General features: G+C 71.4%; 23 protein-coding genes, 1 tRNA gene and 1 pseudogene. 18 read left to right on the top strand and 7 right to left on the bottom strand.

Going from position 1 to position 26,304, the window contains the following annotated elements; all coding sequences use genetic code 11:
* Nucleotides 1-365: 365 nt before the first annotated feature.
* The 3 genes from B4N89_RS04380 to B4N89_RS47525 form a co-directional block, all read right to left on the bottom strand.
* Nucleotides 366-668: a DUF6247 family protein gene (locus B4N89_RS04380; protein WP_078974540.1), complete on the bottom strand. Its 303-nt coding sequence runs from the start codon at nucleotides 666-668 to the stop codon at nucleotides 366-368.
* A 37-nt stretch (nucleotides 669-705) separates the two neighbouring features.
* Nucleotides 706-1,029 carry a hypothetical protein gene (locus tag B4N89_RS04375; protein WP_078974539.1) on the bottom strand — a complete coding sequence of 108 codons (324 nt, stop codon included), beginning with the start codon at nucleotides 1,027-1,029 and terminating at the stop codon, nucleotides 706-708.
* Nucleotides 1,030-1,158: 129 nt separating this feature from the next.
* Complete coding sequence (locus B4N89_RS47525) at nucleotides 1,159-1,404, bottom strand: TetR-like C-terminal domain-containing protein (RefSeq protein ID WP_201260782.1); 246 nt, start codon at nucleotides 1,402-1,404, stop codon at nucleotides 1,159-1,161.
* A gap of 183 nt (nucleotides 1,405-1,587) precedes the next feature.
* On the opposite strand from B4N89_RS47525, the gene B4N89_RS04370 reads away from it, so the two are divergent.
* The 13 genes and pseudogenes from B4N89_RS04370 to B4N89_RS04310 all read left to right on the top strand — a co-directional run bounded on the left by B4N89_RS04370 (nucleotide 1,588) and on the right by B4N89_RS04310 (nucleotide 18,296).
* Nucleotides 1,588-1,848, top strand: coding sequence for a hypothetical protein (locus tag B4N89_RS04370; protein WP_078979105.1), 261 nt, complete (start codon nucleotides 1,588-1,590; stop codon nucleotides 1,846-1,848).
* A 147-nt stretch (nucleotides 1,849-1,995) separates the two neighbouring features.
* Nucleotides 1,996-3,825: a glutamine--fructose-6-phosphate transaminase (isomerizing) gene (gene glmS / locus B4N89_RS04365; RefSeq protein WP_078974538.1), complete on the top strand. Its 1,830-nt coding sequence runs from the start codon at nucleotides 1,996-1,998 to the stop codon at nucleotides 3,823-3,825.
* 321 nt (nucleotides 3,826-4,146) lie between these two features.
* Nucleotides 4,147-5,805, top strand: coding sequence for an AMP-binding protein (locus B4N89_RS04360; protein ID WP_078974537.1), 1,659 nt, complete (start codon nucleotides 4,147-4,149; stop codon nucleotides 5,803-5,805).
* Nucleotides 5,806-5,816: 11 nt separating this feature from the next.
* Nucleotides 5,817-6,260: an acyl-CoA thioesterase gene (locus tag B4N89_RS04355; protein WP_078979104.1), complete on the top strand. Its 444-nt coding sequence runs from the start codon at nucleotides 5,817-5,819 to the stop codon at nucleotides 6,258-6,260.
* A 125-nt stretch (nucleotides 6,261-6,385) separates the two neighbouring features.
* The gene (locus B4N89_RS04350) at nucleotides 6,386-8,776 is read left to right on the top strand and encodes an FAD-dependent monooxygenase (protein ID WP_161500615.1); all 2,391 of its coding nucleotides are present in this window, start codon (nucleotides 6,386-6,388) and stop codon (nucleotides 8,774-8,776) included.
* A gap of 56 nt (nucleotides 8,777-8,832) precedes the next feature.
* Complete coding sequence (locus B4N89_RS04345) at nucleotides 8,833-9,897, top strand: carbon-nitrogen hydrolase family protein (RefSeq protein ID WP_078979103.1); 1,065 nt, start codon at nucleotides 8,833-8,835, stop codon at nucleotides 9,895-9,897.
* Nucleotides 9,894-11,009 carry a cupin domain-containing protein gene (locus B4N89_RS04340; protein ID WP_078974535.1) on the top strand — a complete coding sequence of 372 codons (1,116 nt, stop codon included), beginning with the start codon at nucleotides 9,894-9,896 and terminating at the stop codon, nucleotides 11,007-11,009. The genes B4N89_RS04345 and B4N89_RS04340 overlap by 4 nt, the downstream gene beginning before the upstream one ends.
* A gap of 76 nt (nucleotides 11,010-11,085) precedes the next feature.
* Nucleotides 11,086-11,991 carry a fumarylacetoacetate hydrolase family protein gene (locus B4N89_RS04335; RefSeq protein WP_078974534.1) on the top strand — a complete coding sequence of 302 codons (906 nt, stop codon included), beginning with the start codon at nucleotides 11,086-11,088 and terminating at the stop codon, nucleotides 11,989-11,991.
* A 119-nt stretch (nucleotides 11,992-12,110) separates the two neighbouring features.
* Nucleotides 12,111-12,821 (top strand): annotated as a pseudogene (locus B4N89_RS04330) (maleate cis-trans isomerase family protein); the annotation flags it as partial.
* Nucleotides 12,822-13,032: 211 nt separating this feature from the next.
* A complete protein-coding gene (locus B4N89_RS04325; RefSeq protein WP_078974533.1) occupies nucleotides 13,033-14,559 on the top strand; it encodes a histidine kinase in 1,527 nt (508 codons plus the stop codon).
* Nucleotides 14,560-14,672: 113 nt separating this feature from the next.
* Complete coding sequence (locus B4N89_RS04320) at nucleotides 14,673-16,004, top strand: serine hydrolase domain-containing protein (RefSeq protein ID WP_078974532.1); 1,332 nt, start codon at nucleotides 14,673-14,675, stop codon at nucleotides 16,002-16,004.
* A gap of 167 nt (nucleotides 16,005-16,171) precedes the next feature.
* A complete protein-coding gene (locus tag B4N89_RS04315; RefSeq protein WP_078974531.1) occupies nucleotides 16,172-17,716 on the top strand; it encodes an MFS transporter in 1,545 nt (514 codons plus the stop codon).
* 133 nt (nucleotides 17,717-17,849) lie between these two features.
* Entirely contained in the window at nucleotides 17,850-18,296 is a 447-nt protein-coding gene (locus B4N89_RS04310) for a hypothetical protein (RefSeq protein ID WP_321170676.1), read from the top strand.
* 127 nt (nucleotides 18,297-18,423) lie between these two features.
* Here B4N89_RS04310 and B4N89_RS04305 read toward each other — a convergent pair.
* A tRNA-Leu gene (locus B4N89_RS04305) sits at nucleotides 18,424-18,507 on the bottom strand.
* 199 nt (nucleotides 18,508-18,706) lie between these two features.
* Nucleotides 18,707-19,663, bottom strand: a complete 957-nt coding sequence (locus tag B4N89_RS04300) for an NAD-dependent epimerase/dehydratase family protein (RefSeq protein ID WP_078974529.1) — start codon at nucleotides 19,661-19,663, stop codon at nucleotides 18,707-18,709.
* Nucleotides 19,664-19,760: 97 nt separating this feature from the next.
* On the opposite strand from B4N89_RS04300, the gene B4N89_RS04295 reads away from it, so the two are divergent.
* Together B4N89_RS04295 and B4N89_RS04290 are read left to right on the top strand one after the other, a co-directional pair.
* Nucleotides 19,761-19,970, top strand: coding sequence for a helix-turn-helix domain-containing protein (locus tag B4N89_RS04295; protein WP_078974528.1), 210 nt, complete (start codon nucleotides 19,761-19,763; stop codon nucleotides 19,968-19,970).
* Nucleotides 19,970-20,545, top strand: coding sequence for a Clp protease N-terminal domain-containing protein (locus B4N89_RS04290; RefSeq protein ID WP_078974527.1), 576 nt, complete (start codon nucleotides 19,970-19,972; stop codon nucleotides 20,543-20,545). Before B4N89_RS04295 ends, B4N89_RS04290 begins: the two co-directional genes overlap by 1 nt.
* 124 nt (nucleotides 20,546-20,669) lie before the next feature.
* Here the strand turns inward: B4N89_RS04290 and B4N89_RS04285 are convergent, their stop codons facing one another.
* Complete coding sequence (locus B4N89_RS04285; RefSeq protein WP_078979102.1) at nucleotides 20,670-23,123, bottom strand: Tex family protein; 2,454 nt, start codon at nucleotides 23,121-23,123, stop codon at nucleotides 20,670-20,672.
* Nucleotides 23,124-23,340: 217 nt separating this feature from the next.
* Between B4N89_RS04285 and B4N89_RS04280 the strand changes: the two genes are divergently transcribed.
* From B4N89_RS04280 to B4N89_RS04270, 3 genes are all read left to right on the top strand, one after another.
* Entirely contained in the window at nucleotides 23,341-23,724 is a 384-nt protein-coding gene (locus B4N89_RS04280; protein ID WP_143657834.1) for a hypothetical protein, read from the top strand.
* Nucleotides 23,724-25,019, top strand: a complete 1,296-nt coding sequence (locus B4N89_RS04275) for a hypothetical protein (RefSeq protein ID WP_078974525.1) — start codon at nucleotides 23,724-23,726, stop codon at nucleotides 25,017-25,019. Before B4N89_RS04280 ends, B4N89_RS04275 begins: the two co-directional genes overlap by 1 nt.
* 77 nt (nucleotides 25,020-25,096) lie before the next feature.
* Nucleotides 25,097-25,705, top strand: coding sequence for a hypothetical protein (locus tag B4N89_RS04270; protein WP_143657833.1), 609 nt, complete (start codon nucleotides 25,097-25,099; stop codon nucleotides 25,703-25,705).
* Nucleotides 25,706-25,717: 12 nt separating this feature from the next.
* Here the strand turns inward: B4N89_RS04270 and B4N89_RS04265 are convergent, their stop codons facing one another.
* Nucleotides 25,718-26,251 (bottom strand): Lrp/AsnC family transcriptional regulator, encoded by a 534-nt coding sequence (locus tag B4N89_RS04265; protein WP_078974523.1) that lies wholly within the window; start codon nucleotides 26,249-26,251, stop codon nucleotides 25,718-25,720.
* Between the last annotated feature and the right edge of the window lie 53 nt (nucleotides 26,252-26,304).

Genomic DNA, 26,304 nt, shown 5'->3' with positions numbered 1-26,304 from the left:
CCACGTTGGGATGCCCGAGCCGGAACGGCCTTGCCTCGTCCGGCTCCACCGCAGTCGTCACCCTTGACACTCGGCTTTGCGCACACATCGTCCCGCCCCGATCTGCCCCGTGCCTAGGCGGATTTCGGCCGGTTGACACGTGTAGAACAGGCCCCGAAGCCGATGCCGCGAGCCGCCTGTCGTTCACGACCCGAGCAGGGCGTTGTCCAGCGGGACTTCCGTCGCGGCCCGCGCGTGGCGTCAGCACTCCGGATCGTTCGGCACCATGGCGCGGCCGGCGGCGGCCGGATGCGTTCGCGCCCGCCGCGCCCCGCCGTCGAGGCGTCGTAGGCATCGTGGTCATGGCGGGAAGTATTCGTTCTCGTCTACTCGAGCACGGGTGACATCGAGTGGCCGGGAGCGCACCCGACGGTGGATCGGGTCGCGTCGGCCGGTGCGACCCGGTCGGCGGTCGGGGCGCGGTGGCGGGCGAGTTCGGCCTGCCAGGTCGCGAGGGTGTCGGCCAACGGTCGCAGGGTGCCGTTGGCGTTGGCCTCGGCCAGGGCGTCCTGATACGCCTCCTCGAAGTCCATGCGCAGGTCGTCGGGGAGTTCGGTGCGGAGTTCGGCGGGGGTCGGGTGGGTCGGGCCGCCGACGTGGATGGTGCGGTGGGGTGTCCGGTCGTTCATGGGGACAGGGTGGCGTATGGCGGGGGACGTCGGCGATTCAGTCGGCGTCCGGGTCGTCCGGGTCGAGGGCGGCGAGGCGGCGGGCGCGGGCGGTCAGGGCCTCGTAGCCGGCGCGGTCCTTGCAGGTGACGGCCATGCGTTGGATCTCGGTGAGGGTGTCGGCGGCAGCGGCGAGATGGATGGCGAAGTCGTCGTAACGGTGGGCGTCCCAGGCCGCCGCGGCGGCCTTCAGGCCCTGGCTGACCGTGCGTTCGTAGTCGGCGCGGAGATCGTCGTCGACGACGGCGAGAGCCTGATCGGTGATCCGCGCGTTCAGCCCGGTACCGGTGACGACGAGGTGGATGTCGGGTGCGCGATCCATGCCCCCAGCGTGGCACCGCAACACCCCACCCCGACACCCGGCGCGCGAAGCAGGCCACACCCCGCTCCCCGCGCCCTCCCACCACGAGAGTGCGCTACCCGCAGTCGGCGTCCGAGGCGGGGGATCCGGTCAGTCCGGTAGGAGGTGGGAGACGAGGGTGTGGGTCCATTCGGGGGTGAGGGGGTCGTCGGTGAAGACGGCTCGGTGGTACAGGGGGGCCGGCAGGGCGTCCGTGGTGCGTTCCAGGGTCGGGGGCTGTTCGCCTCGGGCCCGGTCGCGTTCGAGGATGGCCTCCAACCGGCGTCCGGGTCGCAGAGGTCCTTGGCGAGGTCGTACGCGCAGCGCGACATCGGTGGGGGTCGCGGACCCGTCCACGGCCCCACCGCGACCGGACCGGGCGACACGCGGCCCGGCCCTCACCGGTACCAGCGTGCCCTTCGAGCCCACGAGCCCCTTCCGCACCGGCTGGCCACCCGCCCGACCCGGCCGTGCGGCGTGGATCTGCCCGAATTCGGGCAGATTCTTGCCGTCGGGGCCGCGCGGGGCCAGGATCGGGGGGTGGCTGACGGCGAATTGGTGGAGCGCATCGTGGCGACGACCGGCCTCGCACCCGGCGAGGTGGCGCGGATCGTCGACGACGTGCTGGCCTGGTACCGCGAGCCGGTCGAGGACTATGTGCGGCGCCGGCATCGCCATCACCGGGTCTACGGTCGGCGCAACGCGCAGATCTATCGCCTGATCGCCGACGAACTCGACGAACGCCTCGTCGCGCCACCGGAGTTGACCGAACGTCAACTGCGCCGCGTGATCTACGGCTGAGCCGACCGGGCGGCGGTCGCGCCTCGTCGCGACCGCCGTCGCGTCGCCCGTCCCGTCCACGCCCGCCGAGTATTTGCCTCCCTCCGCCGCCCATCCACCCGACCGCTCCGCCGGTCGGTCCGTCGACCTGCCGAGGAGCGCATCAGAATGTGTGGAATTGTCGGATACATCGGCGCCCAGCAGGCCGCCCCCATCCTGCTCGAAGGCCTGGGACGACTGGAGTACCGCGGCTACGACTCGGCCGGCATCGCGGTGCTCGGCGCGCGTGGCACGGTCAAGGTGGTCCGCCGGGTGGGCCGCGTGCACGCGCTCGCCGCCGCCGTGCCGGCCAGGACCGCCGGGCGGGTCGGCATCGGGCACACCCGCTGGGCCACCCACGGCGCGCCCTCGGAGGCCAACGCCCACCCGCAGCCCTCCGCCGACGGCCGGATCCAGGTCGTCCACAACGGCATCATCGACAACGCGGCCGAACTGCGCGCCCGCCTGGCGACCGAGGGCGTCGACCTCGCGTCGGACACCGACACCGAGGTCCTGGCCCACCTGATCGCCGGCGCGGCGCGAACGCGGGACACCCTGGAGGCCGCCGTCCTGGCCGCGCTCGCGCAGGTGACCGGGACGTACGCCATCGCCGTCGTGGACACCGCGACGCCGGACCGGATAGTGGTGGCCCGCAACGGCTCGCCGCTCGTGATCGGCGTCGGCGAGCGCGAGATGTTCGTGGCCAGCGACGTGTCCGCCCTGGTCCGGCACACCAGTTCGGTCGTACACCTGGAAGACGGCGAACTGGCGAGCGTGACCGCCACCGGCTTTCGCACCTTCACCCGCGAGCGGGACGACGTCGCCAAGACGCCCACCACGGTCGAACTCACCGTCGAGGAACTCGAACTCGCGGGCCACGACCACTTCATGCACAAGGAGATCCACGAACAGCCCTCCTCCGTGGAGCGCATGCTCGGCGGCCGGCTCGACGACCGGTTCGGCTCGGCCCGCCTCGACGGCCTGCGGATGGAGTTGCGCGAGCTGCGCGGATTCCGCCGGGTCAAGGTGCTCGGCTGCGGATCGGCGTACTACGTGGGCCAGTTGGGTGCGACGCTGATCGAGGACCTGGCCCGGGTGCCCGCCGATGCCGAGCCCGCGTCGGAGTTCCGCTACCGCAATCCGGTGATCGAACCGGACACGCTCTACGTCGCGGTCAGCCAGTCCGGCGAGACCGCCGACACGCTTTTCGCGGTTCGCGAGATCCAGCGCAAGGGTGGCCGGGTGGTCGGGTTGGTCAACGTGGTCGGCTCGTCCATCGCGCGCCAGTGCGACGGGGGGATCTATCTGCACGCCGGGCCGGAGGTCTCGGTCGCCTCGACCAAGGCGCTGACCCATATGGCGGTCGGTTTCGCGCTGCTCGCGCTCGCGCTCGGTCGGGTACACGACCTCTCGCACGCGGACGGCGCGCGGATCCTGGCCGGCCTCCAGGCGCTGCCCGGCCAGATCGCCGAGATCCTGGCGGACGAGGCAGGCATCGCCGAGGCGGGCCGACGGCTCGCGGACGCGCGCAGCCTGTTCTTCATCGGCCGGGTCCGGGGCTATCCGGTGGCGCGCGAGGCGGCGCAGAAGTTCAAGGAGATCACCTACCGGCACGCCGAGGCGTACCCGAGCAGCGAACTCAAGCACGGGCCGCTCGCGCTGATCGACGCCGACCTGCCGACCGTGGCCGTCATCCCGGACGACGACCTGGTGGAGCGCAACCTCGCGGCCGCACACGAGATCCGCGCGCGCGGCGGCCGGCTGACCGTGATCACCCACCCGGGGGTCGACCTCGGCGACTTGGAGGCCGACCGGATCACCGTGCCCCGCAACGAGCGCGAACTCGACCCGATCCTGCTCACCATCCCCACCCAACTGCTCGCGTACCACGCGGCCCGAGCCCTCGGCGAGGACATCGACCGCCCCCGCAACCTGGCCAAGTCGGTCACGGTCGAATAGCCGGCGTCGACGCCGCCCGGCTCACCCGAAAGGTCCAGGCGCGGTGGTACGAGCCCCCGAGTGGGGGACTCTCGCGATCATGTCCCGCCAATCCTGCAAATCCCACCAATCCCGCCCACCTCGGCACTGCGGCGTCCCGGCCTCGGCCCGGAAGACACCGCCCGCCGGGGTGGGCGTCCGCGTGCCCGGTACCCGGTGCCCGTCGACGCCGCGTTCCACCGGCTGCGCCGAAGGAAATATATCGCGCAACGTTGACTGTCGTCATAATTGATAGATACTGGCTCCGCGACTCCCGCTGACACCAGGATGAGGTGCGCGCACATGGAGCTGTCCCGTTCCGCTCACGTCGACACGTTCTGTCGTGATCGATTGCCACCTGCCGAGCAGTGGCCCGAACTGCGTTTCGAACTACCGGAATTGCGCTACCCGACCCGGCTGAACTGCGCCCGGGTCCTGCTCGACGACACCATCGATCGGCTCGGTCCGGAACGACGGTGTCTGGTCACCCTGGACGAGCAGTGGAGCTACGGCGACCTGCGCACCAGGGCCGATCAGGTCGCCCGGGTGCTGACTGAAGACCTCGGCCTGGTGCCGGGCAACCGCGTCCTGCTGCGCGGTCCGAACAACCCGTGGCTGGTCGCCTGCTGGTTCGGCGTGCTCAAGGCCGGCGGCGTCGCGGTGACCACGATGCCGCTGCTGCGGGCGCACGAGTTGACCACGCTGTGCGAGATCGGCCGGCCCACGGTCGCGCTGTGCGACCACCGCTTCATGGACGAACTGACCGTCGCGGCCGTCCCCGGCCTGACCGCCGTGGCCTACGGGGGCGACACGGCCGACGACCTGACCCGGCGCTGCGCGACCAAGAGCGCCGACTTCGAGGCCGTGGACACCGCCGCCGACGACGTGGCGCTGATCGCGTTCACCTCCGGCACCACCGGTCGGCCCAAGGCCACCATGCACTTCCACCGCGACGTGTTGGCCAACTCCGACACCTTCTCCCGGCACATCCTCAAGCCCACCCCTGACGACCTGTTCGCGGGTACCCCGCCGCTCGGCTTCACCTTCGGCCTCGGCGGCCTGGTGGTCTTCCCGCTGCACGTCGGCGCGGCCACCCTGCTGCTCGAACACGCCACCCCCGAGCGGCTGGCCCGGATCATCGCCGAGCACGGCGTCACGGTGCTGTTCACCGCGCCGACCGCGTACCGGGCGATCATGGCCGCGGGCCTGGCCGATCTCCTCCGGGGCCTGCGGCGCTGCGTGTCGGCGGGCGAGACGCTGCCCGCGGAGACCTGGCACGACCTGCACGCGGCCACCGGCATCGAACTGATCGACGGCATCGGCGCGACCGAGCTGCTGCACGTGTTCGTCTCCGCCGCCGACGCGGACATCCGGCCCGGCGCGACGGGGCGGGCCGTACCCGGCTTCGAGGCCGTCGTGCTGGACGGCGACGGCAAGCCGGTCCCCGACGGCACGCCGGGGCAGCTTGCGGTCAAGGGCCCGACCGGGTGCCGCTACCTGGACGACCCGCGCCAGCTCGGCTACGTACGCGACGGCTGGAACATCACCGGCGACACCTACATCCGGGACGCCGACGGCTACCTCTGGTACCAGGCGCGCAGCGACGACATGATCATCTCCTCCGGTTACAACATCGCCGGTCCCGAGGTCGAGGTGGCCCTGGCCGCACACCCCGACGTCGCCGAGTGCGGCGTGGTCGGCGCGCCGGATCCCCGCCGCGGGCTGATCGTCAAGGCGTACGTCGTGCTGCGCGAGGGGGTCGCGGCCGACGCGGACACCGCCGAGCGCATCCAGTCCTACGTCAAGAGCACGATCGCGCCGTACAAGTACCCGCGCGCCGTCGAGTTCGTGGCCGCCCTGCCCCGCACCGGCAACGGCAAGCTGCGCCGCGCCGAACTGCGCGCCTGGGCGGCCAACGCCGGCGAACCGGCCCCGAACTCCCTTGCCCCAAAAGCCTCGTGAAAGGCACGACGATGCCCGAAGACAGCCCGACCGGCCCGGCCGACCTGCCCTCCGTCGTGGTCGAGCGCCGCGTCGAGTGGCAGGACACCGACGCGGCCGGCCACTACCACCACTCGGCCGTGCAGCGCTGGGTCGAGGCGGCCGAGGCGGTGCTGCTGCGCCGACTGGGTGTGGGCGACCTGTTCGGCCGGATCCCCCGGGTGCACTTCGAGGCGGACTACCTCGAACGCCTGTGGTTCGGCGAGGCCGCGTACATCCGGCTGCGGATCGATCGGGTGGGTACCAGTTCGCTGCACTACTCGTTCGAGGTGCGGGGCGAGCACGGCGTGGCCGCGACCGGCCGGCTGTCCGTCGTGCACTGCCCGCCGGACCACAAGGGCGCGTCGCCGTGGCCGGACGAGGTCAGGACCGCGCTGTCCCGGGGCGGCCCGCAGCGTCCGGAGTCCTACACCTGACCCGCGCGCACCCCGCGCGACCGGGCGGATCGCACCCCGATCCGACCCCTCGGATATCGCGTGACGTTGACGACCGTGGAATTTATTACATACGCTCGGATAGGCCGGGAACATTGGAGGACGCTGTGCGCATAGCAGTCATCGGCGGCGGGCCGGGCGGGTTGTACTTCGCCGCCCTCGCCAAGCAGCTCTCGCCGGCGTCGGAGATCACCCTGTGGGAGCGCAACGCACCCGACGACGTGTTCGGCTTCGGCGTGGTGTTCTCCGACGAGACCCTGGACGGCATCGCCCAGGCAGACCCGGAGATCTTCGCCGCGATGTCCGAGGGCTTCGCCCGCTGGACCGACGTCGACGTGCGCTACGGCGGACGCACCCTGACCTCGGGCGGGCACGGGTTCGCCGCGCTCGGCCGGGAGCGGCTGTTGCGCATCCTCCAGGAGCGCTGCGCGGCGCTCGGCATCGACCTGCGCTACCGCACCGAGGCCCCGCCCGTGGACGAACTGGCGCGCACACACGATGTGGTGGTCGCCTCCGACGGCGTGCGCTCCGCCGTGCGCGAGCGCTACGCGGACGTGTTCCGGCCCGACCTGGACGAGCGCGGCTGCCGCTACATGTGGCTGGGTACGGACAAGGTCTTCGACGCGTTCACCTTCATCGTCGACAAGCACGACTTCGGCGTGGTGCAGGTGCACGCGTATCCGTTCGACGACCGGCGCAGCACGTTCATCGTGGAGCTGGCCGAAGACGCCTGGCGGCGCGGCGGCTTCGCCGAGTTCGCCGGTCGCGAGCTGCCGCGCGGGGCCAGTGACGAGGCGGGCATCGCGCGCTGCGAGGCGCTGCTGGCCGAACACCTGGACGGACACCGGCTGATCCCGAACAACTCGCGGTGGATCCGGTTCACCACGGTGCGCAACGCCACCTGGCACCACGAGAACGTGGTCCTGCTCGGCGACGCCGCACACACCGCGCACTTCTCCATCGGCTCGGGCACCAAGCTCGCCATGGAGGACGCCCTCGCCCTGGCCGCGTGCCTGAACGAACACGCCGACATCCCGACCGCGCTCACCGCCTACGAGGCCGAGCGCAAGCCGGTGGTGGCCGCCACCCAGCGCGCCGCCCAGGCCAGCCTGGAATGGTTCGAGAACATCGACCGGGCGGTCGGCCAGGCGCCCGAGCAGTTCGCCTTCAACCTGCTCACCCGCAGCCGCCGGGTCACCCACGCCAACCTGTCCGAGCGCGACCCGGCGTTCGTGGCGCAGGTGGACGCGGCGTTCACCGCCGGGCGACCGGACCGGGTGGACGCGGCGCCGATGTTCCAACCCTTCCGGCTCGGCTCGGTCCGGCTGCGCAACCGCGTGGTGGTCCCGCCGATGGCCACCTACGCGGCCGTGGACGGCTTCCCCGGCCCGTTCGAGGCCGCCCACCTGGGTGCGCTCGCGCTCGGCGGGGCGAGCCTGGTCTTCGCCGGGATGACCGCCGTACTGCCCAACGGCCGCGCCACCGCCGCCTGTCCGGGCCTGTGGTCCGACGCGCAGGAGACGGCCTGGCGCGACGTGGTCACCCGGGTGCGCGAACAGGTCCCGAACGGACCCCTGTTGGGCATCCAGCTCACCCACGCCGGGCGGCGCGCGGCCGGTTCGGTGCCGGACGCCGACGGCACGTGGGCGCCGCTGGGTCCGAAAGGTTGGCCGACCGTGGCCGCGTCCGCGATCGCCTGGGACGCCGACGGCGACTTCCGCCCGCGCGAGGCGGACCGGGCCGATCTGGACGCGATCACCGCCGCGTTCGCCGCCGCCGCCGCACGCGCCGACCGGGCGGGCTTCGACGCGCTGGAACTCCAGTACGGACACGGCCATCTGCTCTCCGGCTTCCTGTCCCCGCTGACCAACCTGCGCGAGGACGAATACGGCGGCTCGCTCGCCGGTCGACTGCGCTTCCCGATCGAGGTGTTGTCCGCCGTGCGGGCGGTGTGGCCGAGCAACAAGCCGCTGGTGGTGCGGATCTCGGCGAGCGACTGGGCCGAGGGCGGCACCACCGAGGACGAGGCGGTACGGATCGCCCGGGCGCTCGCGGCGGCCGGCGCGGACGCCATCGACGTGTCCTCGGGCGAGGTCGTGCCGTATGAGCGACCCGCCTACGGACGCGGCTACCAGACGCCGTTCGCCGACCTGATCCGCAACGCGACCGGTGTGCCGACCATCGCGGTCGGCGCCATCTCCACCTACGACGACGTCAACTCGATCCTGCTCGCGGGCCGGGCGGACCTGTGCGCGGTGGGCCGCGCGCACCTGTACGACCCGCTGTGGACGCTGCACGCCGCCGCCGACCAGGGCTACGCCGGACCGGGCGCGCCCTGGCCGAACGCCTGGCGGCCGGGCAGCCGCAAACCGCCCGGCGCGGGTAGTGATCGGGTGCCGCCGCGGCTGCACCTGTCGCGCGCACAGGTCGAGACCGTGCCGAGGCGGTGGCGACCGGAAACCGACACCCGCCTGGTCGCCGCACCCGGCCGGGGGTGACCCGACACCCCGACCTCGTATCCGCCGACCGAACAGCGCACCACGAGGAGCCCGCCATGACAGGTCCCACCCCGCCGATCGTGCTCACCGGCGCACAACGCGACAACCCGCCCCGGTTCAAGGCCGCCGCCGTCCAGGCCGCGCCGGTCTATCTGGACGCGGCCGCCACCGTGGCCAAGGCGGTCGCACTGATCCGCGAGGCCGCCGGCAACGGCGCCGAACTGATCGTCTTCCCCGAGGCGTTCGTCCCCGGATACCCGTACTGGAACTGGACGATGAACCCGGTCCAGGGCTCGCCCTGGTACGAACGCCTGTACCGGTCCTCGGTGGACGTGCCGGGCCCGCACGTGGAAACGCTGCGCGCGGCGGCCCGGGCGGTCGGCGCGGTGGTGGTGATCGGCGTCAACGAGCGCGGCCCGCACAGCATGGGCGTGCTGTACAACACCATGCTGACCATCGACGCCGACGGCGAACTGATCGGGGTGCACCGCAAGCTGGTGCCCACCTGGGCGGAGAAGCTGACCTGGACCGGCGGCGACGGCAGTTCGCTGCGCGTGCACCCGACCGGGATCGGCCCGCTCGGCGTGCTCGCCTGCGGGGAGAACACCAACACCCTGGCCCGCTTCACCCTGCTCGCCCAGGGCGAACTCGTGCACGCCGCGAGCTACATCGCGCTGCCCGTGGCGCCCGCCGACTACGACATGGCCGACGCGATCGCGGTCCGCACCGCCGCGCACAGCTTCGAGGGCAAGGTCTTCTCGGTGGTCGCCTGCTCGACCATCTCACCCGAGATCGTCGACGCCATCGCCGGCGACGACGACGAGGTGCGCAAGCAGCTGGGCCGCGAACGCAGCGCCTACTCCGGCGTGTTCGGCCCGGACGGGCGCCCCGTCGGCGAACCCCTGATCGACGACGAGGGCATCGTCTACGCCGACATCGACCTCGCCAAGTGCATCCAGCCCAAGCAGATGCACGACATCGTCGGCCACTACAACCGCTTCGACGTCTTCGCGCTGAACGTGGACAACCGGCCCCGGTCCCCGATCACGTTCACCCACGACCCCGCCGCCGCACCGCCCCCCGCCCCCGCCGCGATCCCCGTACCCGAGGAGGAGACATGACCACCCAGGACGACAACATGCTGGGCCGGGCCCGAGTCACCGACACCCCGGAACTGAGCGCCTACTACGCCGAATTGGCCGACCGCGAGGCCGGCGCGCTGTGGACCGTGGCAAACGAGATCGAACCCTGGTACCCGCAGCCCAAGTCGGTACCCACACTGTGGCGCTACGCCGAACTGCGCCCGCTGGTGCGCAAGGCGCTCGACCTGGTCAAGGCCGACGACGCCGGCCGCCGAGTGGTCATGCTGGTCAACCCCGGCCGCCGGGACATCAGCGCCGCCGCGGGCCTGCTGTACACCGGCCTGCAGATCATGGGGCCCGGCGAGTCGATGACCGCGCACCGCCACCAGGCCGCCGCGCTGCGGTTCGTCCTGGAAGGCACCGGCGCCTGGACGATCGTCGACGGCGAGAAACTGCGGGTCGGCGCCCGCGACTTCGCGATCACCCCGAACGGGACCTGGCACGAGCACGGCAACGAGTCCGACGACACGCCGGTGATCTGGCAGGACGGCCTGGACATTCCGCTGGTCAACGCGCTCGACGCGGGCTTCTACGAGGTCCACCCGGACGTCTACCAGGTGCCCGGCAAGGTGGTGAACTCCTCCGTCCTGACCTACGGCGGCAACCTCGTCCCGTACGGCATCGAACGGTGGACCCGGCCCTACTCGCCGCTGCTCGCCTGGCCATGGGAGCCCACCTACCAGGCGCTGCTCGACCTGGCCAAGGCGAGCGAGGGATCGCCGTACGACGGCCTGATCATGGAGTACACCAACCCCGCCACCGGCGGCTCGGTGATGCCCACGATGAGCGCGCACATCCAACTCCTGCGCGCCGGCCAGGCGACGAAGGCACACCGGCACACCGGCTCGGTCGTGTACACCGCGGCCAAGGGCCACGGCGTCTCGATCGTGGCCGGACGGCGGTTCGAATGGCACGAGGGCGACGTCTTCGCGGTGCCCGCGTGGGCCTGGCACGAGCACGCCAACCTCGACCAGGGCGAGGACGCGGTGCTGTTCTCGTTCAACGACTTCCCCGTGATGCGCTCGCTGGGCTTCTTCCGCGAAGAGGCGTACGCCGACAACGACGGCCACCAGCCGACGCCGGCCGGCTGAGCCGGTTCATCCCGCACACCCATCACCCGAGGCGCCGCGACCGCGCCGCCCGGACGCAAGACAGTGAGGACACCCCATGCGCCTGGTCACCTACACCGTCGGCGACTCGTCGCCCCGCCTGGGCGCCGAGGACGGCGCGCACGTGACGGACCTGGCCGCCCTGGCCGCCGCCGCGGGCGTCGAACTCCCCGGCGACCTGCTGTCGTTCATCCGGGCGGGCGCCGACGCGCTCGACACCGCGCGCGAACTGCTCGCCGGCGCGCCGGCCGACCGCCCGGCCGGGACCGTGCACCCCACCGGCGAGGTGCGGCTGCTCGCGCCGCTGCGCCCCGGGAAGATCATCGGCATCGGGCTCAACTACGTCGAGCACGTGGCCGAGTCCAACCGCACGCTCGACACCGCGAAGGAACTCCCGGAGCGACCGGTGCTGTTCGGAAAGCCCGCCACCGCGGTGACCGGCCCGGGCGCCCCGATCCTGCACAACGCTGACCTGACCGCACAGCTCGACTGGGAATGCGAACTCGCCGTGGTGATCGGCCGAACCGCCTACAAGGTGAGCGAAGCCGACGCGTGGGACCACGTGTTCGGCTACAGCATCATGAACGACATCAGCGCCCGGGACCAGCGCCGCTCCGGGCAGTGGTTCTTCTCCAAGGGCCAGGACTCCTACGCCCCGTTCGGCCCGGCCGTGGTCACCGCCGACGAGATCCCCGACGCCCAGGCCCTCGACCTGTCGCTGCGGGTCAACGGCGACGTCAAGCAGAAGTCCAACACCCGGCACATGTTGTTCGACATCCCTCGGCTGATCGCCGACATCTCGTCCGGGATGACCCTGGAGCCCGGCGACGTGATCTCCACCGGCTCGCCGTCCGGGGTCGGCGCGGCCCAGGTCCCGCCGCAATACCTGCGACCGGGCGACGTGGTCGAGGCGACCGTCGAGCGCATCGGCACGCTGACCAACCCGGTGATCGACGCCCGCTGACCCGAACCCGCCCCGCTCCCTCTTATCGGCATCAGCTTTACCGGCACCAGCAGGAGGCCCCTCCCGTGCGTCAACACCCCTACCGCGTCGGCCAGATCGTGCCGAGTTCCAATGTCACGATGGAAACCGAGGTGCCCGCGATCCTGCGAGCCCGCGAGACGGTCGCCCCGGAGCGCTTCACGTTCCACTCCAGCCGGATGCGGATGACCCACGTCACCCCCGAGCAACTGGCGGCGATGGACGCCGACTCCGACCGCTGCGCCGTCGAACTGTCCGACGCGCGGGTGGACGTGCTCGGCTACGCGTGCCTGGTGGCGATCATGAGCATGGGACTGGGCTACCACCGGGTCTCCGAGGAGCGCCTGCACGGGCGCACCGTCGAGAACGGCGCGCCCGCGCCCGTGGTCACCAGCGCCGGCGCCCTCGTGCACGGGCTGCACACGATCGGCGCGCGCAAGGTCGCGCTGGTCGCGCCGTACATGCTGCCGCTGACCCGCACGGTGGTGGATTACCTCGGGCACGAGGGGATCGAGGTGCTGGACTTCGAGGCGCTGGAGATCCCGGACAACCTCGACGTGGCCGCGCACGACCCGCTGCGCCTGCCCGACATCGCGGACCGGCTCGCACATGCCGACGCGGACGCGGTGGTGTTGTCGGCGTGCGTACAGATGCCGTCGCTCGCCGCGATCGAGGACGCCGAACAGCGACTGGGCAAGCCGGTCGTCTCGGCCGCGGTGTGCACGGTGCATCAGATGCTGCGCGCCCTCGACCTGCCGGCCTTCGCGCCGGGTGCCGGACACCTGCTGTCGGGGGCGTTCGCCGACGCGCCCCTGGGGCGGGGAGCGCGGCGGCGGGGGCCTGATCCACGGGCCTACCGCGAGCCCTCCCGGCCCCGGACCCGCGACTCGCGGGTCCGGGCCGAGGAGGGCACATCCCCGGGGAAGCGCGCGCTGCACGGAGCGGGCGGATATTGCGGCGATTCGTTCCTATTCCGCCACGGTGGAATACTGGCACGCCGTTCCCCATGGAAGGAGACCCCGGATGGGCTACGGCCCCGTGTCCATGGCCGCACTCGGCAGGGCCGTCACCGGGCGTGACCTCACCGCCACCGAATCCGGCTCCGGGTCGGCGACCGGGTGGCGGGGCGCCCACGCCGGTACCCGGGCCGACGTCCTGATCGCCACGGTGGCGGGGGCCGTGGACCTGTTCGGCTTGTTTCTCACGCTGCCCTCGGCCGGGCCGGGGGAGCGGGCGGTCGGCGCGCTGGTCATGGTCGCGACGGCGGCGAGCCTGATCTTTCGCCGTCGGTCGCCGGTGGCGGTGCTGTTGTTCACGCTCGCCCTGATCGTGACGCTCAACACCGCTCTCGCGATGCCGCAACGTTTCGGTATCACGCTGGCCGTGGCGTTGTACACGGTCGGCCTGGCGGGGCGGCCCCGGACCGTCGCGCTCGCGGCCCTGGCCACACTGGCGGCCCAGGCGACGGGATATCGAAACGCGTCGGAGTCCTTCCTCTGGCTGTTCAGCGGCGACGTCGTGGCGACCCTCCTCGTGCTCGGGGTCAGCGCCGCGGTACGGCACTGGCAGGGACAGCTCGAGGTCAACCGCGCGCTGCTGGCCGACCGGGCGCTGTCCGACGAGCGCCGCCGGATCGCCCGCGAACTGCACGACATCGTGGCGCACCACATCACCACGATGCACCTGATGTCCGGGGGCGCCCGGGCCAGCCTGGACCGCGACCCGGAGGCGGCCCGCGCGGCGCTGCTCACCCTGGAGGCGTCCGGCCGGGTGGCGCTCGGCGAGATGCGGCAGCTGCTCGGCGTACTGCGCAGCGACCACGACCCGGACCAGGCGGCCTCGGTCGCGCCGCAGCCCGGCGTCGACGACCTGGCCCGGCTGATCGCCGAATCCTGCCTGGCCGGGCTGCCCACCGAGCTGCGCGTGCTGGGCGCGCCGCGCGCGTTGCCGCTGCCGGTGGGTCTGGCGGTGTACCGGATCACCCAGGAGGCGCTGACCAACGCCCGCAAACACGCCGGGAACGCGGCGACGGCGACGGTGCGGCTGGAATACCTGCCGGGGGCGGTCGCCGTGGAGATCCGCGACGACGGGGGCGGCGAGGTGGTCGTCGGCGACTACGCGATGACCGGTGGTGGGCACGGGCTGGTCGGGATGCGGGAGCGGGTGGCCGTACACGGCGGGTCGTTCGAGGCGGGGCGGGTCGCCGACGGCGGTTTCCGGGTGGCGGCGACGTTGCCGCTGGCGGGGGAGGAGCCGGAGCCGCCGCCCGCCGCGACGCCGGTGGCGGTGCCGGTGGTGAGCGCCGACCCCGCGTCCGAACCCGAGCGGCTGGCTCGGCTGAGTCCGGCCGAGGTGGCGCTGCTGCGCCTGTTCGCGACCGGCAAGGGCGACGGCGAGATCGCCGCGGCGATACGGGAGGAGCCGGCCGCTCTGGAGCGGAGGGAGGCGGATCTGCTGACCAAGCTCGACGTGCGCGACCGGGCCCAGGCGGTGGTGGTGGCGTACGAATCCGGCCTGGTTCGGGCGGGTCGGGGCGACCGCGCCCGCTGATTGTGCGTTTACACGAACACCGGCGCTCGGGTTCGTCGTCGCGACCATCAGCAGCGGGGCGTCGTCCGCGTAGCGTGCCCGTACGCCTCCGGACTCCCGTGAAAGAAGGCCCCATGACCGGAACCGTCGTCGACACCGCGCACTGGAATGCCCGCCTCGCCGAGCTGATCGCCGAGTTCGACGTGCCGGGCGCGAGCCTCGCGTTCTGGCACGGCGGCGAGGTGCACAGCTTCGCCGCGGGTGTGCTCAACCGGGACACCGGTACGCCCGTCTCGACCGACTCGCTGTTCCAGATCGGCTCGGTGACCAAGGTCTGGACCGCCACCCAGCTGGTGCTCCTCGCCGAGCAGGGCCGGCTCACCCTGGACACCCCGGTCGTCGACCTGCTCCCCGAGTTCAAGGTCGCCGACGCCGAGGTGACCAAGTCGGTGACGGTGCGGCAACTGCTGACCCACACCTCCGGCATCGACGGCGACCTGTTCCTGGACACCGGGCGCGGCGACGACTGTCTGGAGAAGTACGTCGCGGCCTGCGCGGACCTGACCCAGAACCACCCCATCGGGGAGAGCTTCTCCTACTGCAACACGGGCTTCGTGATCGCCGGCCGGATCATCGAGCGGCTGACCGGCAAGACCTGGGACGCGGCGCTGCGCGAGCAGATCTGCGAGCCCCTGGGCCTGACCCACACCTGGACGCTGCCCGAGGACGTGCTGCGGTTCGGAGCGGCAACGGGGCACGTGGAGGACGGCAAGGCGACCTCCGTGTGGGGTCTGCCGCGGGCGATGGGGCCGGCCGGCCTGATCTGCGCGCGGGCGAGCGACGTGGTCGCCTTCGGCCGGGCACACCTGGGTACCGAGCTGCTGGCCGAGCCGACGGGGATGACCGAGCCGCAGGTGGATCTGCCGAACCCGTACACGCTCGCGCCGCAGTGGGGGATCGGGTGGATCCTCGACGAGTGGTCCGGCCACCGGGTGATCATGCACGCGGGCAACACCATCGGCCAGTCGGCGATGTTGTGGGTGGTGCCCGACACCGGCACCGTGGTGTGCCTGCTGGCCAACGGCGGCGACACCTCGGCTCTGCAACGCGGGCTCGGCGCCGAGCTGTTCGCCACGCTGGCCGGCGTCACCATGTCGCCGCAGCTGGGCCCGCCGGAGACCCCGGCCGAGGTGGACGTCGAGCAGTACGCCGGCGTCTACGAGCGGGTGGGCAACCGCACCACCCTCTCGGTCCGGGACGGTCGGCTGCACATGCTCATCCAGACCACCGGCGAGCTGGCCGACATCTCGCCGGACATGGAGCTGACGCTCACCCCGGTCGACGAGACCACCTTCGTCGGGCAGCGCGAGGGCGCCGCGCTGTGGGACAGCGTGGTCTTCTACCGCCTCGCCGACGGCAGCCGGTACCTCCACATGGGCGTGCGCGCCACCCCCCGGACGTCCTGACCCGGTTCCACCGCGCGGGTTCGCCGACCCGACCCCGCGCGGTGCCCGGTGGTGGGTCGGCCGGTGCGGGTTTACGGTCGAACGAGTGGGCCCGTCCGGTACGGCCCGCACCGCCGGCGGGCGTCGCACCGACGCCTCGGCGGTCGTAACCCCCGGCGGGACTCACCATGGCGCATCCGAACGCGACACCCTCGCAGACCGCCGCAGCACCGAAGCGAAGCGGCGGCAACGGCGCGGCGCTCGCGGTGATCGCCTCCTGCCAGTTGATGGTGGTCCTGGACATCACCATCGTGAACATCGCCCTGCCGCACATCCAGCGGTCGTTGGACTTCTCCACCACCGGCCTGTCCTGGGTGCTCAACGCGTACACGCTGACCTTCGGCGGGCTGCTGCTGCTCGGCGGGCGCGCGGGCGACATCCTGGGCAGGCGCCGGGTGTTCATCTTCGGCGTGTTGTTGTTCGCGATCGCGTCGCTGCTCGGCGGATTCGCGCAGAACGCACCGGAGTTGCTCGCCGCCCGCGCGCTGCAGGGTGTCGGCGGTGCCATCGCGTCGCCGACCGCACTCGCGCTGATCACCACCACGTTTCCCGAGGGTCCGGCCCGCAACCGGGCGTTCGGGGTGTTCGCGGCGGTGTCCGCCGGTGGCGGCGCGATCGGGCTGCTCGCGGGCGGGGTCCTGGTCGAGTGGTTGAACTGGCGGTGGGTGTTCTTCGTCAACGTGCCGATCGGCGTGCTGCTGGCGCTGGCCACGCCGCGCTACATCCGCGAATCCGAGCGCCATCCGGGGCACTTCGACCTGCTCGGCGCGCTCACCTCCACGCTGGGCATCAGCTCGCTCGTGTACGGATTCATCCGGGCCGCGCAGGAGGGATGGCGCGACGCGTTCACCCTCGGCGCGTTCGCGGCGGCCGTGGTGCTGCTCGCGCTCTTCATCTCGATCGAGCGCAACTCCCGGCAGCCGATCACCCCGCTGAGGATGTTCGCCGACCGTAACCGGGCCGGTACGTACGGCATCATGCTGTGCCTGGCGGCGGCGATCTTCGGGATGTTCTTCTTCCTGACCCTGTGGGTCCAGGACGTGCTGGGCTTCAGCCCGCTCCGGACCGGGCTCGCGTTCCTGCCGATCAGCGCGGTGATCGCGGTCGGCGCGGGATTCGCCTCGCAGCTGCTGCCGCGCTACGGGCCCAAGCCGTTCATGGTCGGCGGCGCGCTGCTCGCGGCGGCGGGGCTGGGCTGGCTCACCCGTACCGATGTGCACAGCACCTACCTGGGGAGCATCCTCGGGCCGACGCTGGTGTTCGGGGTGGGCATGGGCATGCAGTTCGTGTCCCTGACGCTGATGGCGGTCTCCGGCGTGCGGGCCCGCGATACGGGCGCGGCCTCCGGGCTGCTCAACGCGATGCAGCAGGTGGGCGGTTCGCTCGGGTTGTCGATCCTGGTCACCGTCTTCGGCACGGCCAACCGCAACGAGGCGAAAGACCAGGTCCCCGCCTTCCTGTCCCAGGCCACCCCGGCCCAACGCGCCGAATTCGACCGCACGGGCGCGCTGCCCAAACCGTGGAGCGACCAGGTACTCACGAGCGGCGTCTCCTCGGCCTTCATCGTGGCCGCGATCTTCGCGGTGGTCGCCGCGGTGATCGCCCTCTTCGTCATCCAGGTCCGTGCCTCCGACCTGGACCGCCTCCAGGGCGGCGCACCACCACCGGGTTGACCGGTGACGAGTGTGCCCGACTCGACCCCTCCAGCGCCGCCGGTGCGCGAGAATGCGTACACGACGCATCACCACAAACGGAACGCGAGTTCGTTACGGCGGCGACGACGGGGGCCCGATGGAACCGGAACTGATGACGCTGGCAGCATCCGGAGCAGCCACGCTGGTCGGCCTGATGGTCTCCGAATCCTGGGCCCAGGCCCGCACGCGCCTGGCCGCCTTCTTCACCCGAACCGGCTCCGAACCATCCACCACGGAACAACAACTGGACGCCGCCCAGGGCGAGTTGACCACGGCCCGCGCAGCGGGCAACGACATCGTGGCGGCCGACATCGAAGCCGAATGGCGCACCCGCCTCCGCCGAGCCCTACAGGCCGACCCGGCAGCGGCAGCCGAGCTGAGAGCCCTGCTCGACGAACTGGCCCCACTGACCGAAACGCCGGCCGCCGCCCCGGTGACCAACACCATCACCGGCGGCACCCAACACGGCCCAGTCCTCCAGGGCCGCGACTTCTCCGGCGTGACCTTCCACACCCAACCCCCACCGCCGTCCGGCGGCAACCCGACGGGACAACCCTGACCGACGGGAACCGGACCCGGCCTCGGCCTTCCCGATCGCCGGAACCGATGCATACCGATTCATCCGACAACGCAACAAGTGCGGGCCGAGGCAAGCCTCGACCCGCACAAGTCGGTGTCACGTTCTGTGTCCGAGGGGGGACTTGAACCCCCAAGCCCTTTCGGGCACTAGCACCTCAAGCTAGCGCGTCTGCCAATTCCGCCACCCGGACCGGGTGGTCGCCCTGTGTTCGCGCGGCGACGTGGAGAACCATATCAAAGATCCGCAGGGGGCCGGACCGGGGTGGATGCGGGGCTGACCTGGGGCTTGGTGGTCGGCCGGGGGCGGCGCCCGGGAGTGCGACCGGCGCCGCCGCATTCGTGTACCGCGGGCGTTGTCCGGGGTGAGGTTGCGGTGTTTCGGGGGCTGGGTTACGTGCCGGCGAGGAGGGCGGCCTCCTCCTGTGCGGACAGGCCGCGTGGCAGCGGGGGTTCGCCGCGTCGGCGGTCCCAGGCGAGGACGTCGGCCACCGTGACCGGGAGCGGGGTGGCCGGCATGCCGGCGGCCCGGGCCCGGGCGGCGCTGCGTTGGCGGGTGGGCCATTCGGCCTTCGGCGCGATCAAAGGGAAGGGGGCCGAGACCGCGTCCATGGGGATCGGGACGAGTTCGACGTCGGCGCCGGCCACGCCGGCACAGGTTTCGATCAGGGTGCCCAGCGTGGTGGGCTCGGCCGGGCCGACGGCGTGGAAGGCGCCCGGGCGGTCGTCGGTCAGCAGGCGGGTCACCAGGTGGGCCAGGTCGCGGGAGTCGACCACCTGTACCGGCTGGTCGAGGTCGCCCGGTACGGCCACTCGGCCGCCGCGGGCGGCTCGGCGGACCCAGTAGGTGAAGGTTTCCTGGACGTCGTGGGGGCCGACGACCTTGCCGGGGCGCACGATCGTGGCGCGGTCGCCGTATCGGGCGAGGACGTCGTCCTCGCAGGCGACCTTGCACGGGCCGTACGTGTCGTTGTCGAGCTCTTCGGTGTCGCGGCGGGGTGGCCGGCGCGGGGTGTCCTCGTCCGAGCCGGGGCCGACGCCGGTCTGTACGTATACGGCGTGGCTGGAGACGAACAGGTAGCGGCCGACCCGGTCGCCGAGTGCGGCCATGGCCTGGTTCACGTGGCGCGGGACGTAGCCGCTGACGTCGACCACCGCGTCCCATTCGCCGTCGCGCAGCGCCGCGTAGTCGCCGGTGTCGCGGTCGCCGATCAGCCGGGGCAGGTCCGGGAACAGGTGCGATCCGGTTCGTCCCCGCCCGAACAGGGTCACGTCGGCGCCCTCGCGCAGTGCGTCCTCGACGATCGCCCGGCCCACGAACGCGGTGCCACCCAATACAAGAATGCGCATGGGTGGCGACCTTATCGGCAGGGCGGTTTCGGGTGGGCGAGTATTCGAGTGTCAACTGCGGTTGACAGATGCTGCATGTCAACGTACGTTGACAGACATGACCGAAGCAACCAACCTCGCCAGTAGGGCGGGGGACCGTGATCCGCGCGTGGGCCTGCGGGCCGTGGCCGCGCTGCGGCGGCTGCTCGAACAGCTCGAGGCCGTGCAGGTGCGCAGCGCGCGCGTGCAGGGCTGGTCGTGGCAGGAGATCGCCGCCGAGCTGGGCGTAAGCCGTCAGGCAGTGCACAAGAAGCACGGGAGGAACTGATGTTCGAGAGGTTCACCGCCGACGCCCGCGCCGTGGTGCGTGGCGCGGTCGAGCACGCGCAACGCGCCGAGGCCGGCGAGGTGGGGGAGGAGCACATGCTCGCGGCGTTGCTGGACGGGCAGGGTACGCCGGCGGCGGTCGCACTGGCGACGATCGGATTCGTCGCCCATCGCGACGAGGTGATGCGGGCGCTGGCCCGGGCGCGCCGGCGCGGCGGGGTGTCACCCGCCGATCAGGCCGCGCTCGCCGACCTCGGGATCGACGTGGACGAGATCGTGGCCAGGGTCGAACAGGTGCACGGCGAGGGCGCGTTGGCGGTGGCGCCGCGACGCCGGCGGGTGTGGCCGTTCGGCGGGCGCGCGGCACCCGGGCCGTTCACGGAGGGGGCCAAGCGGGTGCTGGAGACGTCGCTGCGGGAGGCGTTGGAGCGCGGGGACAAGCACATCGGCGACGAGCACATCCTGCTCGCGCTCACGTCCGGCCCGGGGGTGGTGGCCGACCTGCTCGCCGAATACGGGGTGACCCGCGTGTCGGTACTCCGGGCGCTGGCGCCGCCGGCGGCCCGGGCGGGTTGACACCCGGCGCGCCCGTACGGGGTGCGGGGCACCTGCGCGCGGGTCGGGCCGGCGAACCGCGCGCGAGCCGGGCGGGTCCGCGGGCCCACCCGGCTCGCGCGCACGATCAGCCGAACAACCGCGCCTACTCGACCAGTCCGGCCCGCCGCAGCGCGTCCGCGATGGCGCCGCCGCCACTGGCGGGCGGCTGCGACCCACGGCTCTGCTTCGGCGGCGCGCCTCGGCGCCCCTGGCCACCGCCGGCCCCGCCGCCTTGGCCCTGCCGGGAGCCGCCCGGACCCTGGCGCGAACCCCCCTGCCCCTGCCGCGAACTCGCCTGGCGCCCCTCCCCGGACCGCCCGTCGCGTCCCCCGCGCTCGGGCGCCTCGTCCTCCAGCCGCAGCGTCAACGAGATGCGCTTGCGGGGGATGTCCACGTCGAGCACCTTGACCCGGACCACGTCCCCCGACTTGACCACGTCGTGCGGGTCGCTCACGAAGGTCTTCGACATCGCCGACACATGTACGAGGCCGTCCTGGTGCACGCCGACGTCCACGAACGCGCCGAACGCGGCCACGTTCGTGACCACGCCCTCCAGGAGCATTCCGGGCCGGAGGTCGGACAACTTCTCGACGCCCTCCTTGAAGGTGGCCGTCTTGAACGCCGGTCGCGGGTCGCGCCCCGGCTTCTCCAACTCGCGCAGAATGTCGGTGACCGTCGGCAGCCCGAACTTCTCGTCGGTGAACGCCTTCGGGTCCAGCGCACGCAATTTCGGCGCCGCGCCGATCAGGGTACGGACGTCGCCCCCGGCCGCCGCCACGATCCGGCGCACCACCGGATAGGCCTCGGGGTGCACGGAGGAGGCGTCCAGCGGGTCGTCGCCGGCCGGGATCCGCAGGAAGCCGGCCGCCTGCTCGAACGCCTTCGGGCCGAGCCGCGCCACGCTCTTCAGATCGCGCCGGGTCTTGAACGGCCCGTTGACGTCCCGGTGTTGCACGATGTTCTCGGCCAGCGTCGCGCCGATCCCGGACACCCGGGTGAGCAGCGGCGCGGAGGCGGTGTTGACGTCCACCCCGACCGCGTTCACGCAGTCCTCGACGACGGCGTCGAGCGACCGCGACAGCTTCAGCTCGGACAGGTCGTGTTGGTACTGGCCCACACCGATCGACTTCGGGTCGATCTTGACCAACTCGGCCAGCGGGTCCTGGAGTCGGCGGGCGATCGACACGGCACCGCGCAACGACACGTCCAGGTCCGGGAGTTCCTGCGAAGCGAAGGCCGAGGCGCTGTACACCGAGGCGCCGGCCTCGGAGACCATCACCTTCGTCAGGCCCAACTCCGGGTGTTTGGCGATCAGTTCGGCGGCCAGCTTGTCGGTCTCGCGCGAGGCGGTGCCGTTGCCGATCGCGATCAGGTCCACCCGGTGGGCGGCGGCAAGGCGCGCGAGCGTGGCGATCGACTCGTCCCAGCGGCGGCGCGGTTCGTGCGGATGGATCGTCTCGGTGGCCACGACCTTGCCGGTGTCGTCGGTCACCGCGACCTTGACCCCGGTACGCAGGCCCGGGTCCAGGCCCATCGTGGCGCGGGTGCCGGCCGGCGCGGCCAGCAGCAGGTCGCGCAGGTTGGCGGCGAACACCCGGACCGCCTCGTCCTCGGCCTCCTGGCGCAGCCGACCGCGCAGGTCGATGCCCAGGTGCACCAGGATCCGGGTCCGCCAGGCCCAGCGCACGGTGTCCGCGAGCCACTTGTCGGCGGGGCGGTCACGGTTGGTGATCCCGAAGGTGTGCGCGATCGCCCGCTCGTACTCGGTCGGACCGTCGCCCTCCTCTGCCGCGTCCGCGGTGGGGGCCAGCGTCAGGTCGAGGACGTCCTCCTTCTCGCCCCGGAACATCGCCAGGATCCGGTGCGACGGCAGCCGGGTGAAGGGCTCGGCGAAGTCGAAGTAGTCGGCGAACTTGGCGCCCGCCTCCTCCTTGCCCTCGCGCACCTTGGCCACCACGCGCCCGCGCGTCCACATCTTCTCGCGCAGCGCGCCGATCAGGTCGGCGTCCTCGGCGAAGCGCTCGACCAGGATCGCCCGGGCGCCCTCCAGCGCCGCCTGCGCGTCGGCGACGCCCTTGTCCGGGTCGACGAACGCCCCGGCGGCGGCGACCGGATCGCGCGACGGATCCCCCAGCAGCCCGAGCGCCAGCGGTTCGAGGCCGGCTTCGCGGGCGATCTGCGCCTTGGTCCGGCGCTTGGTCTTGTACGGGAGGTAGATGTCCTCGAGGCGGGCCTTCGAGTCGGCCGCCATGATCTGCGCCCGCAGCGCGTCGTCCAACTTGCCCTGCGCCTCGATTGCGGCCAGCACGGCGACCCGACGCTCGGCCAACTCCCGCAGGTAGCGCAGCCGTTCCTCCAGTGTGCGCAACTGCGTGTCGTCGAGGGTCCCGGTCACCTCCTTGCGGTAGCGGGCGATGAACGGCACGGTCGCGCCCCCGTCGAGCAACTCGACGGCCGCCCTGACCTGCCCCTCACGAACGCCGAGCTCCTCGGCGATCAGCCGATGCACATCCTCCGGCGCACCCTGCTCCGAACCCTGCTGCCCAGACACCGACATCGTCACGTCCCGATCCACATCATCACCAACCATCCCCCGGCATTCTCCCGCCCCACCCACCCCGCTGTCGCGCAGCCCCACCGGGAAGGCGGGTTCGTCCTGCCGCACGCGTGTGCGATCGACTACCGTCTGCATCTCATCAGTTCTGTCGACGAGCGGGCACGCCGAGGGCGATATGTCCGGGATGGAATCGAGGTTCGACGTGTCCGAGCAATTCGTGGTCGATCTCGACTGGCTCGACCGGCTGGCGGAGAGGTTCGCGGCGTGCGCCGACGCCGCCGGGCAGGTTCTCAAGGCACTCGAGGAGACCGGACCCATTCGAACCGGGCACAAGAGCCTGGATCGGTCCTGCTCGGCCTTCAACCACAAATGGAAGGAGAACGTCGACACATTCCGTGGGGAGATATCGGAATTACGCGAGGGCTTGGGCGTGGCGAGACGCAACTACGGCACGACCGAGCACGCCGTCGCCAATTCGATGACCGCGCCGCAGACGCCGCCGGCCACGACGGCCCCACCGGTCACAGCGGCCTCGACGGTCGCGCCGGCCGACGAGGCGCCCGCGTCCGGGTCGCCGCGGATCAGGGAGTTCTTCGCCTGATGGGGGCGAAAGAGGACTTCCCCGGACTGCGGTTCGATCCGACCCCCGGCATCCCCGGCGCCGTCGACGCGCTGCTGGCGCAGATTCGCGGTGTGGTCGTCCAGATGGGCCAGGTACAGACCGAATTGGACGCGACCCTGCTGCGACCCGCGGCCTGGCAGGGGCGAGCCGGAAACGAATTCCAGCGCCGGGTCACGGATCTGGTGCCGCACCTCGGTGTCCTGCGCGATTCGCTCCAGACCGTGCAGCTGAGTCTTGCCGGTTGGTTGTCGGCGCTGACCGTCTATCAGCAAACCCGCACATCGCTGGACAACCAGGCCCTCACCGCCCGACGGCGCAAAGACACCGCCGAACACTCCTTGGACCAGATCGTGAAGACCATGATGTTCGGCGGCGGTTCGAGCCAGGCCGATGAAGCCCGCGCGAGACAACTGGCGACAGAGGCCGACGCGGCCGGCGCCGAACTCGCGTCGATCCTTCGGCAGGCGAAGGGGCTCGAGGAGCAACACCACGGCTCGGCCGAGAGCGCGGCACGCGACATCGAGCAGGCGGCCAAGGATTTCGCGCGCTATCGCTCCATGGGAACGATGATCCAGACCGCATTGCAGTCCCTGGACAAGGGCTTCGACGCACTGACCCGGCAGGACCCCGGCGAACAGCGCGAGGAGATGAACCGCGATGGCGACCGCGCTGGAATCAAGGGACTCAACTTCAACAGCGACTGGGCCGGGCGGGAGATCCTCGCGCGGTATCTGCGTGGCGGCGGTGACTGGACGATCCGCGACGACGCGGACTGGAACGAGTACATGAACAGCAATCAAAATTTGAACACGGTGCTCGAGGCCGGAGGTATGGACGAGTCAAACAATACGAAACTGCCGCCGTATTTCCTCCAGATAGCACAGGATGCGGTCGATCGCCGGACAACGTACTCGAGATTCGACATGACGGATCACATGGCCATCGAGAATGGCGAGGGTTTCGTCGGCTACCAATACCTACACGGTACGAACAAGAATGTCGGCGACTTCAATGCCCAAGGAAACGCGGTGGTCAGCGTCCTGCCGAACGGGGACAAAGTGGTGCGTATTCAGGCCGACCTCACGTGGAACGACACGATAGATCCGAATGAGAAGTACGATACCGACAGTTGGAAAAGCAAAGTCGCCAAGGTCGTGTCCTTCGGTCAGGCCGAGCCATACGACCTCCATGTGACCTGGCCCCGCGATGCGGTCGTGGTGTTCCCTGCCGACGGTGGTGCCCCCGTCGTCAGGAGTGGGCCGGGAAAGAGGTGAGGACTTCGGGGGGTATCCGGGGGATTCCCACCCGGAGCGGCGGGTCGTGGCGGGGGCAAGGACGAGTCGTTTCGTGGGTGGCCGTCGCGATGGTCGTCGCCGGGTGTGAGGGTGTGGGGCCGACTCCGGTTCCGGCGCAGACGGCGCCGTACGACCAGCACAGTCGCTATCACACGGGAAGCGTGGCCACGCCCGAGTATTGGGCGCGATCACCGTGGGATCGGTACGCCATGGAAGTCCGGACCAAGGCGGATCCGGCGCGGTCGGGATCGCGACTGGAACGATTTGTGGTGCGTACGTTCGAGCCGGACGGCTATGGGGAGGGCGAGCGGGGCAAGGTCGTCTACAGCGATGATCGTTGGTATCCGGAGAGCCGGCAGGGGCCCGAGTTCCACTGGGATCGGGAATCCGACCGGGTTTGGCTGCTGGTCGGCCGATCGCCCTACGAGCAGGGGCGGTCCGAGATCCGGTCGGTCGTGCCGGGGCCGGACGGGACCTGGGTGTCACGCGTCATGCCGCCGGAGGAGGACCCTGCCTTGCCGCAGTGGATTCGAGACTCGGGAGATCGACTGGGCATGCGCAAGAGTCGGCCCGGTGGCGAGATCAACTTTCCCCCCAGCTTCGTGAGCACCATCGCGCCCGGCGCCACACAGTTCGACGATCCCGCCCCTAGCCCTCACCCCTGACCCGGCCTGCCGCTACGCGGAGTGATCCCGAAACGCCGGTACCCGGCTCGGGCGGGGGCGGTTTTGGGCCTCCAGTAGCGGCAGGGTGCGCATGGGGACGACCTCCGACAGGGCGATGACGCTCGTGGTGCGCACCACCTCGGGGATGCGGTTGATGTCGATCAGGATCTGTTGCAGGTCCTGATTCGAGGTGGCGGCGATGCGGCAGTGCACGTCGCCGATGCCGGTGGTGCCGTACGCCTCCAGCACCTGGGGGACCGCCGCCAGCGCGGTGGCCACGCCCGACAGGCCGCCCTGGGCGATCTCCAGTGTGACGAAGGCCAGGACCGGGTATCCGGCGGCGATCAGATCCACCTCGGGGCCGTAGCCGGTGATCACCCCGGCCGCCTCCATCCGGTCCAGCCGGGCCTGGACGGTGGCGCGGGAGACCCCGATCAACCGGGACAGCTCCAGCATGCCGGCGCGCGGATGTTGCCGGCCCGCCCGAATGAGACGTACGTCCAACTCGTCCAGCGTGATGCGCGAATCCTGAAGATCGTCTCGCATATGGCTCTCTCACCTAGGCAATCTGTATAGCTCCCGGCCGAGATGTTGTCAGA

Source organism: Embleya scabrispora (genome assembly GCF_002024165.1).
GTDB lineage: Bacteria > Actinomycetota > Actinomycetes > Streptomycetales > Streptomycetaceae > Embleya > Embleya scabrispora_A.
This window is presented reverse-complemented; position numbering and strand designations above follow the sequence as displayed.

What these genes read in the sequence shown, in the direction of transcription:
- B4N89_RS04380 (WP_078974540.1), bottom strand. Translation starts at nt 668, where the DNA reads ATGAACGACCGGACACCCCACCGCACCATCCACGTCGGCGGCCCGACC.
- B4N89_RS04375 (WP_078974539.1), bottom strand. Translation starts at nt 1,029, where the DNA reads ATGGATCGCGCACCCGACATCCACCTCGTCGTCACCGGTACCGGGCTG.
- glmS (WP_078974538.1), top strand. Translation starts at nt 1,996, where the DNA reads ATGTGTGGAATTGTCGGATACATCGGCGCCCAGCAGGCCGCCCCCATC.
- B4N89_RS04360 (WP_078974537.1), top strand. Translation starts at nt 4,147, where the DNA reads ATGGAGCTGTCCCGTTCCGCTCACGTCGACACGTTCTGTCGTGATCGA.
- B4N89_RS04355 (WP_078979104.1), top strand. Translation starts at nt 5,817, where the DNA reads ATGCCCGAAGACAGCCCGACCGGCCCGGCCGACCTGCCCTCCGTCGTG.
- B4N89_RS04345 (WP_078979103.1), top strand. Translation starts at nt 8,833, where the DNA reads ATGACAGGTCCCACCCCGCCGATCGTGCTCACCGGCGCACAACGCGAC.
- B4N89_RS04340 (WP_078974535.1), top strand. Translation starts at nt 9,894, where the DNA reads ATGACCACCCAGGACGACAACATGCTGGGCCGGGCCCGAGTCACCGAC.
- B4N89_RS04335 (WP_078974534.1), top strand. Translation starts at nt 11,086, where the DNA reads ATGCGCCTGGTCACCTACACCGTCGGCGACTCGTCGCCCCGCCTGGGC.
- B4N89_RS04325 (WP_078974533.1), top strand. Translation starts at nt 13,033, where the DNA reads ATGGGCTACGGCCCCGTGTCCATGGCCGCACTCGGCAGGGCCGTCACC.
- B4N89_RS04320 (WP_078974532.1), top strand. Translation starts at nt 14,673, where the DNA reads ATGACCGGAACCGTCGTCGACACCGCGCACTGGAATGCCCGCCTCGCC.
- B4N89_RS04315 (WP_078974531.1), top strand. Translation starts at nt 16,172, where the DNA reads ATGGCGCATCCGAACGCGACACCCTCGCAGACCGCCGCAGCACCGAAG.
- B4N89_RS04310 (WP_321170676.1), top strand. Translation starts at nt 17,850, where the DNA reads ATGACGCTGGCAGCATCCGGAGCAGCCACGCTGGTCGGCCTGATGGTC.
- B4N89_RS04300 (WP_078974529.1), bottom strand. Translation starts at nt 19,663, where the DNA reads ATGCGCATTCTTGTATTGGGTGGCACCGCGTTCGTGGGCCGGGCGATC.
- B4N89_RS04295 (WP_078974528.1), top strand. Translation starts at nt 19,761, where the DNA reads ATGACCGAAGCAACCAACCTCGCCAGTAGGGCGGGGGACCGTGATCCG.
- B4N89_RS04290 (WP_078974527.1), top strand. Translation starts at nt 19,970, where the DNA reads ATGTTCGAGAGGTTCACCGCCGACGCCCGCGCCGTGGTGCGTGGCGCG.
- B4N89_RS04285 (WP_078979102.1), bottom strand. Translation starts at nt 23,123, where the DNA reads ATGTCGGTGTCTGGGCAGCAGGGTTCGGAGCAGGGTGCGCCGGAGGAT.
- B4N89_RS04275 (WP_078974525.1), top strand. Translation starts at nt 23,724, where the DNA reads ATGGGGGCGAAAGAGGACTTCCCCGGACTGCGGTTCGATCCGACCCCC.
- B4N89_RS04265 (WP_078974523.1), bottom strand. Translation starts at nt 26,251, where the DNA reads ATGCGAGACGATCTTCAGGATTCGCGCATCACGCTGGACGAGTTGGAC.